The 17,162-nt window shown below is 71.1% G+C and carries 16 protein-coding genes; 12 read left to right on the plus strand and 4 right to left on the minus strand.

Annotation, left to right across the window (positions count from 1 at the left end):
- Window positions 1-310: 310 nt before the first annotated feature.
- Entirely contained in the window at window positions 311-1,993 is a 1,683-nt protein-coding gene (locus AB0J64_RS54525) for a hypothetical protein (RefSeq protein ID WP_364046022.1), read from the minus strand.
- On the opposite strand from AB0J64_RS54525, the gene AB0J64_RS54530 reads away from it, so the two are divergent.
- Window positions 1,931-3,049, plus strand: a complete 1,119-nt coding sequence (locus tag AB0J64_RS54530; RefSeq protein WP_364046024.1) for a hypothetical protein — start codon at window positions 1,931-1,933, stop codon at window positions 3,047-3,049. The genes AB0J64_RS54525 and AB0J64_RS54530 overlap by 63 nt on opposite strands.
- A gap of 204 nt (window positions 3,050-3,253) precedes the next feature.
- Here AB0J64_RS54530 and AB0J64_RS54535 read toward each other — a convergent pair whose 3' ends face one another.
- Window positions 3,254-4,186 (minus strand): MBL fold metallo-hydrolase, encoded by a 933-nt coding sequence (locus AB0J64_RS54535; protein ID WP_364046026.1) that lies wholly within the window; start codon window positions 4,184-4,186, stop codon window positions 3,254-3,256.
- Between the two features lie 110 nt (window positions 4,187-4,296).
- Between AB0J64_RS54535 and AB0J64_RS54540 the strand changes: the two genes are divergently transcribed.
- Window positions 4,297-4,716, plus strand: a complete 420-nt coding sequence (locus AB0J64_RS54540) for a single-stranded DNA-binding protein (RefSeq protein ID WP_364046028.1) — start codon at window positions 4,297-4,299, stop codon at window positions 4,714-4,716.
- A 151-nt stretch (window positions 4,717-4,867) separates the two neighbouring features.
- On the opposite strand, the gene AB0J64_RS54545 is transcribed toward AB0J64_RS54540, so the two are convergent.
- Window positions 4,868-6,577 (minus strand): DUF1015 domain-containing protein, encoded by a 1,710-nt coding sequence (locus AB0J64_RS54545; protein ID WP_364046030.1) that lies wholly within the window; start codon window positions 6,575-6,577, stop codon window positions 4,868-4,870.
- Between the two features lie 111 nt (window positions 6,578-6,688).
- Between AB0J64_RS54545 and AB0J64_RS54550 the strand changes: the two genes are divergently transcribed.
- Both AB0J64_RS54550 and AB0J64_RS54555 read left to right on the plus strand, forming a co-directional pair.
- A complete protein-coding gene (locus AB0J64_RS54550) occupies window positions 6,689-7,111 on the plus strand; it encodes a tetratricopeptide repeat protein (protein WP_344995029.1) in 423 nt (140 codons plus the stop codon).
- Between the two features lie 180 nt (window positions 7,112-7,291).
- The gene (locus tag AB0J64_RS54555; RefSeq protein ID WP_364046033.1) at window positions 7,292-8,263 is read left to right on the plus strand and encodes an HAD-IIA family hydrolase; all 972 of its coding nucleotides are present in this window, start codon (window positions 7,292-7,294) and stop codon (window positions 8,261-8,263) included.
- A 157-nt stretch (window positions 8,264-8,420) separates the two neighbouring features.
- On the opposite strand, the gene AB0J64_RS54560 is transcribed toward AB0J64_RS54555, so the two are convergent.
- Window positions 8,421-8,777 (minus strand): SCP2 sterol-binding domain-containing protein, encoded by a 357-nt coding sequence (locus AB0J64_RS54560; protein WP_364046035.1) that lies wholly within the window; start codon window positions 8,775-8,777, stop codon window positions 8,421-8,423.
- A gap of 119 nt (window positions 8,778-8,896) precedes the next feature.
- Between AB0J64_RS54560 and AB0J64_RS54565 the strand changes: the two genes are divergently transcribed.
- From AB0J64_RS54565 to AB0J64_RS54600, 8 genes are all read left to right on the plus strand, one after another.
- Window positions 8,897-9,058 carry a hypothetical protein gene (locus AB0J64_RS54565; RefSeq protein WP_344995038.1) on the plus strand — a complete coding sequence of 54 codons (162 nt, stop codon included), beginning with the start codon at window positions 8,897-8,899 and terminating at the stop codon, window positions 9,056-9,058.
- Window positions 9,055-9,867 (plus strand): TlyA family RNA methyltransferase, encoded by an 813-nt coding sequence (locus AB0J64_RS54570; RefSeq protein WP_364046037.1) that lies wholly within the window; start codon window positions 9,055-9,057, stop codon window positions 9,865-9,867. The genes AB0J64_RS54565 and AB0J64_RS54570 overlap by 4 nt, the downstream gene beginning before the upstream one ends.
- Window positions 9,864-10,763: an NAD kinase gene (locus AB0J64_RS54575; protein WP_364046039.1), complete on the plus strand. Its 900-nt coding sequence runs from the start codon at window positions 9,864-9,866 to the stop codon at window positions 10,761-10,763. The genes AB0J64_RS54570 and AB0J64_RS54575 overlap by 4 nt, the downstream gene beginning before the upstream one ends.
- 95 nt (window positions 10,764-10,858) lie before the next feature.
- Window positions 10,859-12,568 carry a DNA repair protein RecN gene (gene recN / locus AB0J64_RS54580; RefSeq protein ID WP_364046041.1) on the plus strand — a complete coding sequence of 570 codons (1,710 nt, stop codon included), beginning with the start codon at window positions 10,859-10,861 and terminating at the stop codon, window positions 12,566-12,568.
- Window positions 12,569-12,641: 73 nt separating this feature from the next.
- Window positions 12,642-13,838 carry a putative cytokinetic ring protein SteA gene (gene steA, locus AB0J64_RS54585; protein ID WP_364046049.1) on the plus strand — a complete coding sequence of 399 codons (1,197 nt, stop codon included), beginning with the start codon at window positions 12,642-12,644 and terminating at the stop codon, window positions 13,836-13,838.
- A complete protein-coding gene (locus tag AB0J64_RS54590; RefSeq protein WP_364046043.1) occupies window positions 13,835-14,812 on the plus strand; it encodes a copper transporter in 978 nt (325 codons plus the stop codon). The genes steA and AB0J64_RS54590 overlap by 4 nt, the downstream gene beginning before the upstream one ends.
- A 1-nt stretch (window position 14,813) precedes the next feature.
- The gene (locus AB0J64_RS54595) at window positions 14,814-15,677 is read left to right on the plus strand and encodes a hypothetical protein (protein WP_364046045.1); all 864 of its coding nucleotides are present in this window, start codon (window positions 14,814-14,816) and stop codon (window positions 15,675-15,677) included.
- A gap of 73 nt (window positions 15,678-15,750) precedes the next feature.
- The coding region (locus tag AB0J64_RS54600) for a lipid II flippase MurJ (protein WP_364046047.1) at window positions 15,751-17,162 on the plus strand (1,412 nt) is incomplete at its 3' end.

The raw sequence follows: 17,162 nt of genomic DNA on the forward strand, positions 1-17,162 counted from the left end.
CCCCTCGTCCCCACCCCCCCCCTCTCCCCCTGTGTTTTGTTGCCCCCCCCCCAAAATTTTTTGGGGGGGGGCCCCCCCGCCGCGGCGCCCCCCCCCCCTCTTTTTGTTTTCCTCCGTACGCTGAGAAAGATCTTGCCACGTCCACGCCGGCATCCTGGGCGCCGTGAATCGTCCCCCACCGGGGAAGCGGCTTTCATCTGGGCTCATGGACGTTGCTGAGCTTGCTAGGCTGGAGGAACCGGGCCACCCCACAGGTGGCCTTCGTCGCGTAAGGCCCGAGGACGGGCGGCGACCCAGCCACGGTGGACCGTCATTGTGAGTCCGCTGGGTGAGCCAACGAAATGGACCAGAAGTGAACAGAGATAACGGATCGGACGGCGGACAGCGCGGGCGCGGCGACTACGGCGATAGGCGCTCCAGCGGAGACGGCAGGAGCGGCGGGTACGGCTCTCGCGGGCGAGACTCCGGCGGCGACCGTCCGTTCCGTTCCGACGACAGGTCGCGCCCCTACGACCGAGACCGGGCGCCCCGACGGGACGAGGGCCATCGGGACGATCGCGGCCCGCGTCGAGAGAGTGACGAGCGTCGTTCGTTCCAGGATCGGGATGATCGTGGCCCTCGGCGCGAGGGTGGCTTCGGCGACCGTCGTGAGGGCAGGTTCGGGGACCGTCGTGAGGGTGGTTCCCGTGAGGAGCGGGGTCCGCGCCGTGAGGGTGGTTTCCGCGACGATCGGGGGCCGCGTCGTGAAGGCGGCTACGGTGATCGGGGTCCGCGCCGTGAGGGCGGCTACGGCGATCGTGGGCCGCGCCGCGACACCGACCACGGGGACCGTGGGCCGCGCCGTGAGGGCGGATACCGGGACAACCGTGGCCCTCGGCGCGAAGGTGACGATCGCGGACCTCGTGGTGACGAGCGTCGTACCTATCGGGACCGCGACGATCGCGGTCCACGCCGTGAGGGTGATGAGCGTCGTTCGTTCCGGGATCGGGATGATCGTGGACCGCGTCGTGAGGGTGGATTCGGCGCCCGTCGTGAGGGTGGTTCCCGCGAGGAGCGGGGTCCGCGTCGTGAGGGTGGCTTCCGCGACGATCGGGGGCCGCGTCGTGAAGGCGGCTACGGCGATCGTGGGCCGCGTCGCGACACCGACCACGGGGACCGTGGGCCGCGTCGTGAGGGCGGATACGGTGATCGTGGGCCGCGTCGTGAAGGCGGATACGGTGACCGTCGTGAGGGCAGGTTCGGGGACCGCCGCGAAGGTGGCTTCCGCAACGATCGGGGTCCGCGCCCTGAGGGGGATGAGCGTCGTTCGTACCGGGATCGCGATGATCGTGGTCCTCGGCGCGAGGGTGGCTTCGGCGACCGTCGTGAGGGTGGGTTCGGCGCCCGCCGCGAGGGTGGCCCCGCACGCCCGGGCTCGCGCGACGACCGCGGTCCCCGCAGTGAAGGCGGCTACGGCGATCGTGGGCCGCGTCGCGACAGCGGCTACGGCGATCGTGGGCCGCGCCGAGAGAGTGACTCCGGGGAGCGCCGTGAGGGCGGTTTCCGCGACGATCGGGGTCCGCGCCGCGAGGGTGGCTACGGTGGCCGTCGTGAGGGTGGCTTCCGCGACGATCGGGGTCCGCGCCGCGAGGGCGGATACGGTGGCCGGCGCGAGGGGGATCGAGGCCCGAGTCGTGGCGGTTATGGCGACCGTCGTGAGGGCGACCACGGTCCCCGCCGCGAAGGTGGCGGCGCCCGCCCGTTCTCGCGTGACGACCGCGCCGAGCGTCCTGGCTCCGGTACCCGCGCCAGGTACGGCAGGCCTGATCGCGAGGCGGACGCTCCGCAGCGCGAGAAGCTGCCCGATGTCCCGGCCGATGTCACCGCTGAGGAGCTCGACAAGGAGGTCCGCGAAGAGCTGCGTTCCCTCCCCGGCGACCTCGCCGAGCTGGTGGGCCGGCACCTCGTCGCCGCCGAGCGGGCGCTCGAGGACGACGACCCGGACCGGGCGCACGAGCACACGAAGGTGGCGCGTAGGTTCGCGGCCAGGATCGGCGTCGTACGCGAGGCCGCCGGCATCGTCGCCTACCGCGCCGGGCACTTCTCCGAGGCGCTGAGCGATCTGCGCGCGGCCAGGAGGATGACGGGTTCGGAGGCGTACCTGCCGGTCATGGCCGACTGCGAACGCGGCCTCGGCCGTCCCGAGCGGGCGATCGACCTCGTGCGTTCACCGGAGGCCGAGCGCCTCGACCGAGCCGGACGCATCGAGCTGACCATCGTCGAGTCCGGCGCCCGCCGCGACCTCGGCCAGCACGACGCCGCCGTGATCACCTTGCAGCGGCTCCCCGAACTGCGGGATCCGCAGCCGAAGCCGTGGTCGGCGCGGCTGGCGTTCGCGTACGCCGACGCGCTGGCCGACGCGGGGCAGCAGGAGGCGGCCGCGGCCTGGTTCGGAAGGGCGATGGCGTTCGACGAGGACGGGGAGACGGAGGCGGCGGAACGGTACGCCGAGCTGACCGGTGCCGTCATCGAGGACGTCGAGGAGGACTTCGACGACGCCGACGCCGACGATGCCGACGAGACGGGTGACGTCCTGGAGGGCGAGCCGGTCTCGGAGGGCAGCGCCGCGGAAGGGCCTGCCGACGTCCTCGATGGAGAGCCGGGGTCAGAGGAGCCGTCCGACGGGCCGGAGCAAGAGGGTCCGGCTGAGGTGTCGGCTCAGGAGAGCCCGGCTGCCGCAGCGACTCAGGAGAGTTCGGCTGCCGTACCGGATCAGGAGGGTTCGGCTGCCGTACCGGCTCAGGGGGCGCAGCAGGCCGACGCGGCCGCGGTGCCTGAGGAAGGCCCCGAGCAGCAGGACGGCGCGGCCGGCGTCGAGGAGGGCCTGACGGACGCCGCCGAGGGCTCGGCCGGACGGCAGGACAAGCCCGAGGTGACGCCTCAGCTCCAGGCGCCGAGCATCACCCCCGCGTTCATCGAGCCGAACTTCGGTGACGCGCTCGACGAGTCCGACGAGTCCGACGAGCGCGACGACCCTGCCTCGGACGACAAGCCCAAGACCGACAACTGACGCCCAAAGCTCGAGGGGCTTCCGCACGTCCCGCCGTACTGCCGCTGCTGTCGTGGCGCTCGGTACGGCGGGCCGTGGCGGGCGTGGCCTCTCACAGCTCCCTTCGTAGCGGGATCGCATTGGGGACGGCGAGGTGCCGGCTCGCCCAAACGAAACCGGTGATGCGGCGGCGTGCGCGTGGGCGGCGAGACGAAACCGGGCGGTCTACGGTGAGACGCGGTCCAGCCAGTGGAGGATTCCCGCGACGTTCGACGGAGCACCGCTCAGCAGCTCGAGCTGCTCGTTCATCCCACCGTCCGCATCGGACTGCAACGGGCTGTAACGCTCCTTCGTGCGCTCCCTGACCATGGCCACAGCGTGGTCCAGGTCCATCCCCTCGGAACGCGCCTGCTTGGTGAGATCCACCCAGACGCGGAGCTCCTCCGCGGACCGTTCGAGAGTCTCCTGTACGGCGTCGACCGGCCCGTAGTGGCTGAACAGCAGCCGTTGCGGCCCAAGAGCCTCGAACAGCGCGATCGAGTCGAGCGCGGTCTGCAGGTCGAAGTCCGGCGGAGGGGTCGCGGGGCGCAGATCGCCTGTTTCGGGCAGGTAGACACCGGCCGCGTCGCCGACGTACAGATCGCCGGTGACGGAGTCGACGAGGCCCACGTGATGTTTCGCATGACCGGGCGAGTAGTGGCTGTTCAGCGTACGGCCGTTGCCCAGGTCGATGGCTCCGGTGTCGCCGAGGGCGACGATGCGTTCGGCCTCGGTGGGGGACAGTTCGCCGAAAAGCACGTCGAGCTTGTCACCCCACACCATCCGCGCGCTGGCCATCAACCGTGACGGGTCAGCCAGATGGCGGGCGCCCTTCTCGTGTACGACGATCTGCGCGGACGGGAAGAACTTGGCGATGTCGCCCACTCCGCCCGCATGATCCAGGTGGATGTGGGTCACCACGACGGTGGCCAGGTCCTCCGGTCCGACGCCGAGCGAGGCGAGCGCGTCACGTACCACGGGTGCCGACGTCGACGTACCCGTCTCCACCAGGCACGGCCGATCACCCAGAATCAGATAACCGGCGGTGATGCCCGTATATCCCGCCATTTTGGTGTCGATTTCATAGACGTCGCCGCCCAGCGCGGTGATGTTGTCCACAGGAACTCCCGAGCGTCCAGCCGTCATCCCCAGAACGGCATTCCAGCCGATCCGGGCTCCTCCTCATCGTAGAGAGTGATCTCCACCAGAGCACCGACAGGAGGACGACAGTGGACCGAAACGAAGTCTTGCTGGTGGGCCGGCTCTCGGCGGCAGCCGAGGAGCAGCCCCTGCCCAGCGGCGACACCGTGACCAAGTGGCGCATCATCGTGCGCCGTCGTCGCCACAGACGCGGAGCAGCCCTGACGGACAGCATCCCGTGCGTCACCTTCGACCCGGAGACGGCTGCCATAGTCCGCAGTCTCAAGCCGCGCGACTACATGGAGGTCACGGGCTCCTTCCGCTGCCGCGTGTTCGGCCCGTCCGCGGCCAAGACCTGGCGGTACGAAGTGGAAGTGAGCTCCGCCAAGCCGTACGAAGCCGACCTCCCCCAACCGGACGCCCTCCCCGATGACCCCACCCTCAGCCCCAACGGGAGCCTCGCCGCCCTGATCCCCCGCCAGGTGGCCTACCTGGCACCAGCGATCTGACCGCTGTCGCTCGTGCGGGGACGGTGTGCCTGCGCGCGGGTCCGTTGTCCTGGGGTTACGACTTGGATGCGCGTTGCGGGCTGCTGTGAGGGATGTGCCCGCAGTGGGCGCTGTGGACCATGGCGTCAGCCGGGAGGGGAGAGCGGTTGCGTCAGTCGATGGCGAACGTACGGAGGACCAGGCCGGTCCTGGGCTTCGGGCCGAAGGAGGTGGATTTGCGGGGCACTCGTTCGCCGCCGGCGGCGACGGCCAGCACGTCGTCGATCGCCAGGGGCTTGATGAGCACCGCGGTGCCGCCGGTACGGGTGGCCAGCCGCACCGCGGCATCCGTGTCGTGGTGCACGATCCGTACGGTCTGTTCGTCGTCGTGCATGCCCCACACCTTGGGCAGCACGAACTCCGTGAGGACGGAGGTGTTGAGGGAGTTCCAACGCTCGGAGCGGTCGGGTGGCATGGCGTGGGCGAGCTGCATCGGATCGGGGTCGGTGAGCAGGTGGGAGCTGCCCCCGCCGGCGAGCAGAAAGGCCGGCTCCGGAGCCTCCTCGAGCGCGGCCAAGCCCTGCGCCAGGTCGTCGAAGTCGCGGACCCGCCACGCGCCCTTTGCCTTGGCGGCGGCCTCGGACAGGGGAAGCCCGGGGATCACACGGTGGATGGCCTGGAGGTTGGGCGGGTACGCGGTGGAGTCGACGAGCAAGGCCAACCCGAAGTCCCACGGCCCGACGACCGGCCCTGGGTGCCCCAGAGCTGAACCGTCCCTCCCGGCGCCCTCGTTCGCGGTGCCCTCCGCTGTGGCGGGCTCGCGTGCGGGGCGCGCGGCTTCGGCGGCCTCGGCTGCGGCGTGCTCCGGTGTGGGGTGCTCCGGTGCGAACCCTGCGCCAGGGCCGGCGCTCCTGCCGGCGTCGGGTCCCTCAGCGAGAGGGCGACGCCCGGGGGTGGCGGTGCGCGACGACGGCGCTTGCCGAGCGGTGGAGGTCGGGCCGGCGGATGGCTCTTCCGGGTGGGGCGGTGGCTCAGGGTGCGCGCGGTGGCGGGTGGCGTGCTCCTGGCGTTGGAGTACGCGGTACGTCGCGTACCGGTGGTGGCCGTCGGCGATCAGAGCTTGGCGGTGGTGAAGGTCAGCGTTTATGGCCTCGATTTCGGACGTGTCCGTGATTGCCCAGAGACGGTGTGTGAGGCCGTCTTCCGTGTGCGCGGACACGAGGGGAGGCCGCGTCGAGGCCACCTCGCCCACCAGGCGGGTGGCCGTGCCGTGGTCGCCGTCATAGAGGAGGAAGATGGGTTCGAGGTTGGCCTGGGTGGTGCTCATGAGGGCGAGCCTGTCGATGATGGGTCCCGGCACGACATCCTCGTGGGGCAGGATGATGCGCTGCCCCGGGTCGGCGAGGCCCACATCGCCGATCAGGCCGCGTTGCAGGACACCGGGCCCGCTCTGCTCGTACACGTAAAGCGCCGGCGCCTCGTCCGGGACCAGGACGCCGGAGTCCAGCCACGCTCTCAGCGTGTCCCTGGCCTCGGTGTACCGGCTTGCGACCGCTGCCTCTGCCGATGGGGAAGCGACGCGGTGGGGCGAGGCGGCCGGTGGCGTGGTGGCCGGTGCGGAAAGGGCGTGCTGAGGTGGGGTTTGCCGGCGGGCGGTCGGGTCCTGGGCCGGGGAGTCGTCGCGGGGCGAGCGGGGAAGGATGAGACGGACGACGTTGTTCGGATGGGAGCCCAGAAGGGCGTCCACGTCCGCATCGGAGATCAGGTCGTACGGCGGGGAGGTCACCTTGGCGGGATCTTCGACAGCGAAACGTACGCCTCGGAAGGGCCGTAGCACGAGTCCATCCGGCAACGGCAGTTCAGGAGTCCCCATACCGGGCATGCTCCCATAAATGCTTGTGCCTTCCGGAAGTCGCCCCTTGGTTGCAGTCGTGCCCGCTCCGCAGCAGGGCGGAGCGGGAGCGCCCCCTCAGCGCCGAAGGAGTCCTCACGCATGACCCACGATGGAAACGTTCACGACGACAACTCAGGCGCTCCTAGAGGAAATATTTACGATTGGTATCAGCGTGGGATGAAGTTGCTGAAGGAGGGCAGCCCGGCTGCCGCTGCCGCGTTGCTGGAGCGTGCCGCCGCGGCTGAGCCGGAGTCGCGCAGCATTCTGGAGGGGTTGGCGCGGGCGCAGTTCAACTCACGGCAGTACGCGGAGGCCGCGGCCAGTTTCCGGCAGATCGTCGATGCCAATCCGGCTGAGGATTATGCCTACTTCGGGCTGGGGCTGGCGTTGTGGCGGACCGGGGATGTGGAGGGTGCCCAGGAGCCACTGGCGATCGCGGTGGCCATGCGTCCGGATGAGCGGCATTATGTTTCGGCTTTGAAGAGTGTTCGCGCTACCTTGCGGGCCCGCCGGGAAATGTAGGCGGCCTGATTCCTTTCGCCCTGTGATGTCGTTCCCCTTGTTGTTCCCGTGGCCGCGTGGAGGCCGCGTAGCGCCCACGACCCCCGGTGGATCGCTCGTGGTCGGGCCTCCTGCAGGTGGACGTGAGCGCGGCGCTAGAGTCACACGCGGTGTGAAAGGCGAACGGGGAGAGGCGGCGCTGTGCTGATAGACGGCTATGACACCCTGCTGCTCGACCTCGACGGCGTGGTCTACCTCGGCAGTCATGCGGTGCCAGGAGCCCCTGCGGCGTTGGAGGAGGCTCAGCGGCGGGGGGCGCGGCTCGCGTACGTCACCAACAACGCCTCCCGTACGCCCGCCGCCATCGCCACCCACCTGCGCGAGCTCGGTGCGCCTGCCACGGCCGACGACGTGGTGACCTCGGCGCAGGCGGCGGCCCGGCTGATCGCGGAGAGGGTGCCGCCCGGCTCGAACGTGCTCGTCGTCGGCGGATCGGGGCTGCGGCTGGCCGTACGGGATCGAGGACTGCGGCCGGTGTCGACCGCCGCCGAGTCGCCTGTCGCCGTGGTGCAGGGGATCGCGCCCGGCCTGTCGTACGGGCTGCTGTCGGAAGGGGCGCTGGCCGTGCGGCAGGGGGCGTGGTTCGTGGCCTCCAACGGGGACAGCACGATGCCTACCCGGCGGGGGGAGTTGCCGGGGAACGGGGCGATGGTCCGGGTGATCGCCGCCGCCACCGGGGTCGAGCCGGTTTACGCGGGCAAGCCCGATCCGCCGCTGCATCGGGAGTCCATGATCCGTACGGGGGCGCGGCGGCCGCTGGTTGTGGGGGATCGGCTGGACACCGATATCGAGGGGGCGTCCAACGCGGGCGTCGACAGCCTGCTGGTGCTGACCGGGGTGGCCACGGCCGTCGATGTGCTGACGGCCGCTCCGCGGCATCGGCCCACCTATGTCGGTGATGACCTGAGCGCACTGCTTCTTCCGTATCCCGAGGTACAGGACGGGGCCTGCGGGGGGTGGCGGGCCCGGTGGCAGGACGGTGTTCTGCGCCTCGACGGTGACGGGAGCCGGATCGACGGGTTGCGGGCCGCCTGTGACGCGGCGTGGGCCGCGGCTGGTGAGGGCCGGGTCGAGGAGGACACCGTCAAGCCCGTGCTCGATCGGCTCGGTTGAGCGCGAAATGGCAGCGGACGTTGATGGATCGATCAGGTCCTGATGGGTGAGTGGCGTCTCGTCGCACGTGAGCGCCTCAACGGGTTGGGGGTCGTGAGTGCTCCGGAGGGAGGGTGGATGGGGTTTTTCGGGGGTCAGGGCCAAGGGGACAGGGGAGTCAGATCAGTTTGCGTAGGCGCAGCAGGTCGCCGAAGCTGGCGTCGACCTTCACCCGCCCTCCGAGCAGCGCCCTGGCCAGGTCCAGCTCCCCGTCCACCAGCGCGATCAGGTCGCTGCTCGCGATCGTGAGCTTGACGTCGGCGGGTTTGCCGTTCGGAGGCGGCTGCTCCGTGAACGGGTCGAGCCCTCCGTGGTGCAGGCGGCCGTAGAAGATCACGTCAAGGTCGCTGACGCGGCAGCTGACCGTCCGCTCGACCACGTGTTTGGCGCGGTCCTCCTCGTCGATCTCGTCGAACTGGGCGACGAGCTTGGTCAGTGCCGTCCGGCACTCCTCGACGCTTGCCATGGTGCGCATCCTTTCTTCCTTCTTGGGGGAGCGTAGCGTTCCACATGAGTAGCACCCCCGTATGGGCTACAACGCATGACACGCCTGCCAAGGTCCCGGGCGCTCGCGGGAGGCGTTACCGTCGAGTCATGAGTGAGCTGCCGGAGGAGACCGGCGACGAGCGGGTCGACGCCATCGTGGCCGGTCTCGGCCGCTTGGCCGAGCTGCCGGTGAGTGAGCATGTGGGGGTCTTCGAGGAGGCGTTCTCCGGGCTCGAGTCCACGCTGGCCACCGCCGTGGAAGAGCAGTGAGCCGCAGGATCCGCCTCGACAGCGAGCTGGTACGCCGCGGCCTGGCCAGGTCGCGCGAGCAGGCAGGCCAGCTCATCGAGGCCGGCCGGGTCAGCGTCGGCGGCCAGCAGGCCCGCAAGCCCGCCACCCAGGTCGACACCGCCTCCGCCATCGTCGTCGCGGCCTCGGAAGAGGGGCCCGACTATGTTTCGCGAGGAGCGCACAAACTGCTCGGCGCGCTGGAGGCGTTCGAGAGCCTGCGGGTGGAGGGCCGCCGCTGCCTCGACGCGGGCGCCTCCACGGGCGGCTTCACCGACGTGCTGCTGCGCCGCGGCGCAGCCCACGTGCTCGCCGTGGACGTCGGTTACGGCCAGCTCGCCTGGTCGCTGCGCACCGACGAGCGGGTGACGGTCATGGAGCGGGTCAACGTCCGCGACCTGACCCCGGACATGGTCGGCGAGCCCCCCACGCTGGTCGTCGGCGATCTGTCGTTCATCTCGTTGAAGCTCGTGCTGCCCGCCCTGGCCTCGGTCGCCGCGCCGCGGGCCGACTTCGTGATGCTCGTCAAGCCGCAGTTCGAGGTGGGCAAGGACCGCGTGGGGGCAGGCGGCGTCGTACGCGATCCAGAGCTGCGCAAGGGCGCCGTTCGCGACGCCGCCGCCAAGGCCCGGGAGCTGGGGCTGGCCGTGCGCGGCGTGACCGCCAGCCCGCTGCCGGGACCGTCGGGAAATGTCGAATATCTGCTCTGGCTGGGCAAGGGGGAGGGCGAGCCGCCGGTCGCCGACCTCGAGGCCGAGATCGAGCGTGCCGTCGCGGAAGGGCCGCAATGAAACGGACCGTGCTGGTCGCCGTACACACCGGGCGTGATGCCGCAGTCGAGAGCGCCCGCCTGGTCATCGACCGGCTGGTCGACGCCGGGATCGCCGTACGGGTGCTGGAGCCGGAGTTCGGCGAGATCGGCTGCCGCGGAGTCGAGGCGGTGCCCGCGGACCCGGGCGCCGTCAAGGACGCCGAGGTCATGATGGTGCTCGGCGGCGACGGCACGCTCCTGCGCGCGGCCGAGCTCGCCAGGCCTGCCGGCACGCCGCTGCTGGGGGTCAATCTCGGACATGTCGGGTTCCTGGCCGAGGCTGAGGTCGCCGATCTCTCGGCCGCGGTCGACAGCGTCGTGGCGGCCCGCTACGACGTCGAGGAGCGCATGACGATCGACGTTCTCGCCAGGCTGAACGGCCGGGTGCTCGCCGACACATGGGCGCTCAACGAGGTCACCGTCGAAAAGCAGGAGCGCATGCTCGAAGTGGTCGCCGAGATCGACGGCCGGCCGCTGTCGCGGTGGGGCTGCGACGGCGTGATCTGCGCCACTCCGACCGGCTCCACCGCCTATGCTTTCTCGGCGGGCGGACCCGTCGTATGGCCGGAGGTGGAAGCGCTGCTCATGGTGCCCATCAGCGCGCACGCGCTGTTCGCCAGGCCGCTGGTGGCCTCACCGCGCTCCACGCTGGCCGTCGAGATCCTGCCCGACACGCCGGGCGGCGTCCTGTGGTGCGACGGCCGCCGCCGCTTCGAGCTGCCCTCCGGCTCGCGGGTGGAGGTGCGCAGGGGCGCCGATCCCGTACGCCTGGCCCGCCTGCACGGCGTGGAGAACACCGGCGCGCCGTTCACGGACAGGCTGGTCGCCAAGTTCGAGCTTCCTGTTCAGGGCTGGCGCGGAAGGGTGCGACCCTGAGTCAATGGATGGGAGAGCGCGTAGGATCACATGGGCGCAGGTGTTCGGAAACGACGCGTGTGACCATCAGACACGGCAGTGAACGGGAGTGGGCAGTGCGACCAAGGGTCGAGGAGGTCCGCATCCAGGGGCTCGGCGTCATCGATGAGGCCGTTCTCGAGCTTTCGCCGGGCTTCAACGTGGTCACCGGCGAGACCGGCGCGGGCAAGACGATGGTCGTGACCGGGCTCGGGCTGCTGTTCGGCGGCCGGGCCGACCCTTCGCGCATCCGCCCGGGAGCCGAGCGGGCGTCCGTCGAGGGCACGCTGGTCATCGAGTCGGGCGGGCGCGTCTTCCAACAGGTGGAGGACATCGGCGGCCAGGTCGAGGACGGCGAGCTGATCATCTCGCGCACCGTCTCGGCCGAGGGCAGATCCAGGGCGTGGCTCGGCGGTCGCACGGTGCCCGTCGGCACCCTGACCTACCTGGCCGACGACCTCGTGGCGGTGCACGGGCAGATGGACCAGCAGCGGCTGCTCCAGCCGGCCAGGCAGCGCGCCTCGCTCGACCGCTACGCGGGTAACGAGCTGGTCAAGCCGCTGCGGGCCTACTCTCAGGCGTACAAACGGCACAAGCAGGTCGGCGCGCTGCTCGAGGAGCTGACCACCAGGGCCAGGGAGCGGGCGCAGGAGGCGGACATGCTCCGCTTCGGCCTGGAGGAGATCGAGAAGGTCGACCCCAAGCCGGGCGAGGATGCCGAGCTGCGCGGCGAGGAGGAGCGGCTCTCGCACGCCGACGCCCTGCGCAGCGCCGCCACGACCGCGCACACGGCGCTGCTCGGCGACCCGATGGAGGCGGCGGGGAGCCCTCACGACGTGATCTCCCTGCTCGGCGAGGCACGGGCGGCCGTGGAGGTCGTGCGCGACTTCGACCCCCAGCTCGCCTCCGTGGCCGATCGGCTGGCCGAGGCCGGCTACCTCATCTCCGACGTGGCCACCGATCTGGCGGCGTACGCGGAGTCGATCGAGGCCGACCCGGCCCGGCTGGCGGCGGTGCAGGAGCGCCGGTCCGTGCTGTCCGGGCTGATCCGGAAATATGCGGAGGACAGCGCAGGGGTCCTGACCTGGGCGCAGCAGGCCGCCGCGCGGCTGGGCGAGCTCGAGGGCGACGACGAGCGCATCGAGGAGCTGACCCGCGAGCACGAGGAGCTGACCGCCCGGCTCACCGAGCTGGCCGGCGAGCTCACCAAGGTGCGCGAGGCCGCCGCCGAGCGGTTCGGCCAGGCGGTCACCGAGGAGCTGACGGCGCTGGCCATGCCCCATGCCAGGGTCGTCGTCCAGCTGGCCCAGAGCGAGGAGTTCGGCCCCGAGGGCCGCGACGAGGTGGAGCTGCGGATGGCCGCCCACCCCGCCGCGCCGCCCCTCCCGCTCAACAAGGGCGCCTCCGGCGGCGAGCTGAGCCGGGTCATGCTGGCGATCGAGGTGGTGTTCGCCGGTGCCGACCCGGTGCCGACGTTCGTCTTCGACGAGGTCGACGCGGGCGTGGGCGGCAAGGCCGCGGTCGAGATCGGGCGCAGGCTGGCCAGGCTGGCCCGCACCGCGCAGGTCATCGTGGTCACGCACCTGCCGCAGGTCGCCGCGTTCGCCGACCAGCACCTGGTGGTCGAGAAGGCGAGCGACGGCAGCGTCGTGCGCAGCGGCGTGGTCACGCTCGACCACGAGGGCCGCGTACGCGAGCTCTCCCGCATGCTGGCCGGCCTGGAGGACTCCGAGCTGGGCCGCGCGCACGCCGAAGAACTGCTCGGTCTGGCCGCGGCAGACAGGTGATCCTGAGTGACATAGCGGACACGCCGCGTGATGCGTGGCCTCTGCGCTGTTTCGCTCTGGCAGGATGGTCATGATGAAGGTTCCGGGAAGCAAGATGCCGGGCCTCCGCGGCAGGAAGGTTGGTGACCTTCCCGGTGTAACGGCAGTGGCGAGAATCGACCGGCGTACCAAGAGGCTGACAAAGCGCCTCCAGCCCGGGGAGATAGCGATTATCGACCACGTCGACGTTGACCGTGTCAGCGCGGAGGCACTCGTCGCGTGCGGTGCCGCGGCGGTGGTCAATGTCGCCAGCGGCATCAGCGGCCGCTATCCCAATCTGGGGCCACAGATCCTGCTCGAGGCGGGCGTGCCGTTCGTCGACAACGCCAACCAGGAGCTGTTCGAACGGGTCAAGGACGGCGACGTCATCCGCGTCAACGACGGCGTCGTCTATCTCGACGACGACGTGGTCGGCAAGGGCGACGAGCAGACAGCCGAGGCGGTCGAGGCGGCCATGGCCGAGGCCCGCGCAGGGCTCGCCGTGCAGATCGAGGCGTTCGCCGTCAACACGATGGAGTACGTCCGCGGTGAGGGCAGGCTGCTCATCGACGGAGTCGGCGTGCCCGAGATCCGCACCTCCATGGAGGGCAGGCATGTCCTCATCGTGGTGCGCGGATATCACTACAAGGAAGACATCGCCACGCTCCGCCCCTACATCCGCGAATACCGTCCCGTCCTCATCGGCGTCGACGGCGGGGCCGATGCGCTGCTGGAGGCCGGCTACCTGCCCGACGTGATCGTGGGCGACTTCGACTCGGTCTCCACCAAGGCCCTGACCTCCGGCGCCGAGCTCGTCGTACACGCCTACCGCGACGGCAGGGCGCCCGGCCTGGAGCGCGTCCACCAACTCGGCCGCGAGGCGGTGATCTTCCCCGCCACCGGCACCAGCGAGGACATCGCGATGATCCTGGCCGACGACAAGGGCGCCGAGCTGATCGTCGCCGTCGGCACCCACGGCACGCTGGAGGAGTTCCTCGACAAGGGGCGCTCCGGCATGGCCAGCACCTTCCTCACCCGGCTGATCATCGGCAGCAAGCTCATCGACGCCAAGGGCGTGAGCAGGCTCTACCGCAGCCGCATCTCCACCCCGCAGCTGCTCCTGCTCGTGATCACGGCGTTGATCACGATGAGTGTCGCAGTCTTCATCTCGCCGATCGGTCAGACCTGGCTGAACGGCCTGCAAGACGCCTGGAACGCATTCATCTTCTGGCTGGTCGGACTCTTCTCGTGATCGATTTCCGCTATCACCTCGTCTCCATCGTCGCGATCTTCCTGGCGCTCGCGGTGGGCGTCGTGCTGGGCACCACGCTGCTGCAGGAGCCCGCCGTCAGGTCGGCGCGGGAGGTGACCGCCCAGCTCACCAAGTCGAAAGAGGAGCTGCGGACACAGCTCGACGCACTCCAGAGCCGCGAGACGGGCAACGACACGTTCATCGCCGCCATGACGCCGAGCATGGTGGCGGGCGATCTCACGGGCCAGCGGGTGCTCCTGGTCGAGACGCCCGGCTCCAGCACCACCATGCGCGAGGCCGCGCAGCAGGTGCTCATCCAGGCGGGCGCGCAGATCTCCGGGCGGCTCGCGCTGACGGAGAAGTTCCTCGACCCCAAGGGCACCGGCGTGCTCGACGGCCTGGTCAACCAGCTCAAGCCGGCCAACATGATGTTCCCCACCACGGCCACCTCCTGGGACAGGGCCGCCACGCTGCTCTCTGCCGCCTTCGTCACCACGGACCCGGCGCAGGCGGGCACCCCCAATCCGGCCACCGCCGACGTCGTCAGCGCGTTCGAGACGGGCGGGCTGCTGTCCACCGAAGGCGACCCTCTCAAGCGGGCCACGCTCGCCGTCATGTTCGCGCCGGAGAAGCCGTACGAGGGCGAGAGCGCCGAGCTCCAGGCGGGCGCGCTCGTCTCCATGGCGAACGGCCTCGACGTGGCCGGCAAGGGCACGGTGCTGGCCGGGACGGCCGTCACCACCGCCGTCCCGGGCGACCCGATCGGCGCCCTGCGCGACGACAGCGAGATCTCCAAGCGCGTCACCTCGGTCGACACCGCCGACATGCCCGCGGGCCGCGTCGCGATCGTCTACTCTCTCCGTGAGCAGCTGAACGGCCGCGCCGGCCAGTACGGCATCGGCAAGGGCAACTCCGCACCGCTGCCCGCGGTGCCGAGCGCCACTCCGTCCCCCACAAACCAGTCAGGGAGCTGACATGCCTGCCACCCGGGTCCGTGGCCTGCTCTACGCGCTCGCCGGTGCCGCGATCGGCGCCGTGGCCGCCCGCGTCGCCTACGCCGCGTTCACCGGCAACCGTCCGGCCGACCTGACCGGCCGCTGGACGCGCAAGAACCACCGCGGCGAGCCCATCACGCTGCTCGAAGGTCCCGCGTTCGCCGCGGGGGCGGGCGCGGCGGCGGCGTTCACGCCCGGACTGCCGGGGCGCCTGCGCCTGGCGGCGCTCGTCGCGGGCGGGGGCAGCGGCGCGCTCGGCGCGTACGACGACCTGTACGGCACCACGTCCTCCAAGGGGTTCAAGGGCCACCTGACCGCGCTCGCCCGTGGCGAGGTCACCAGCGGCGCGGTCAAGATCCTCGGCATCGGCGCCACCGGGCTCGGCGCGGCCGCCCTCGTCTCCCAGGGGCCGGCCGACATCCTGGTCAACGGCGCCACCATCGCCGGCGCCGCGAACCTCGCCAACCTCTTCGACCTGCGCCCCGGCCGCGCCATCAAGGTCGCTCTGCTGACCGGCGGGCCGCTGCTGGCCGCCTCCCTCTTCCGCGACGAGCCCGCCGCCGCCGCGCTGGCCGCCGTGCCGCTGGGCGCCGCCGCCGCGCTGCTGCCCGAGGACCTCGGCGAGCGCGCCATGCTGGGCGACGCCGGCGCCAACGCCCTGGGTGCCCTGCTCGGGCTCGCCGCCGTCACCAAGCTGGGCAGGCCCGGCCGGTACGTCCTGCTGGGCACCGTCGTCGCGCTGACCGCCGCCGCCGAGAAGATCAGCTTCACCAAGGTCATCGCGGGCAACCCCGTGCTCAACCGCCTCGACATGCTCGGCCGCCGTCCCGCCCAGCCTGTGTGAGCCCGCGTTTGTCGGTACGGGCTGCCAGGATGTTCCGCGTCAGCTTGGTCGAGAGCGGGGCTGGGGAGGCCTGGTGGCTGTGGTGACGGCGCGAGGGGTCGCGGGCGGCGCCATGCTCATCGGGGCCATCACGGTGCTGGCGCGCGTCGCGGGCTTCGCCAAGCAGTACGCCTTCGCGCAGACGGTGGGGACCAACTGCCTGGCCACGGCCTATATGACGGCCAACCAGATCCCCAACATCGTCTTCGAGGTGGTCGTCGGCGGGGCTCTGGCCGGGATGGTGGTCCCGGTGCTCGCGGGGGCCGCCGCCCGGGCGGCGGGCGGCGGCCTTCGCCCAGCTGAAGGAGCCGCTGGTCTTCCAGGAGAGGGACCGGAGGTGGGTGGCGCCGGTGAGCGGGTCGGGTGGATCAGCTCGGCGCTGCTGACCTGGGTGGTCGTCGTGCTCGTCCCGCTGGCCGTGCTCACCGCGCTGCTGGCCGGCCCGATCACCGGGTTGTTCTTCGGCACGGCCATCGACGGGTGCCCGGACACCGGGGCGGTGACGGCGGTCGCCGCGCGGATGCTGGTCGTCTTCGCCCCCCAGATTCCCCTGTACGGCGTCGCCGTCGTGCTCTACGGCGTGCTGCAGGCGCACAAGCGCTTTGCCGGGCCCGCGGTCGCGCCCCTCGTGTCCAGCATCGTGGTCATCGTGGCCTACCTGCTGTTCGTGCCGCTCAGCGGCGGGGTGACCGATCCCGCCGAGGTGCCCGGGCCTGCCGAGCTGGCACTGTCGGTGGGCACCAGCCTGGGGGTGCTGTCGCTGGTGCTGGCCGTGGTCGGGCCCACGAGCCGGCTGGGGCTCCGGTGGCGGCCCACGTTGAGGTTCCCCGACGGGGTGGCCGTCCAGGTGCGCAGGCTCGCCATGGCCGGGATCGCCGCCCTTCTTGCCCAGCAGGCAGCCATGATCGTGGTGGTGTGGCTGGCGAACAACGCGGTCGGCAACGGCGCCATCGCCGTCTACAACTACGCGTGGGCGATCTACCTGGTGCCGTACGCGGTGCTGGCCGTGCCCATCGCCACCAGCGCGTTTCCCCGGCTGGCCGCGCTGGCAGGCGAGCCGCGGGCGTTCTCCGAGCTGGCGGCGCGCACCACGCGGGCCGTGGTGCTGGTGTCCGGGCTGGCGGCCGGCGTGCTGGCCGCCGCCTCCTCGCCCGGCGCCGTGGTGTTCCTGGGATTCAAGTCCGACGTGCCCGCGGCCGACCTGGCCCGCGCCATCGCGCTGTTCGCGCCGGGGCTGGTGGGATACGGGCTCATCGCGCACCTGAGCCGCGTCCTGTACGCGGCCGGGCGCGGCCGGGCGGCGGCCACCGGGACCGTGACCGGGTGGGTGGTGGCGACGGCCGGGCAGGTGGTGTTCGCGCTGGCGCTGCCCGATGGATGGCGGATCGGGGGGATGGCGCTCGGCATGAGCGTCGGGATGAGTGTGGGCGGGGTGCTGCTGCTCGG

This window comes from Nonomuraea sp. NPDC049695, from assembly GCF_040674955.1.
GTDB lineage: Bacteria > Actinomycetota > Actinomycetes > Streptosporangiales > Streptosporangiaceae > Nonomuraea > Nonomuraea helvata.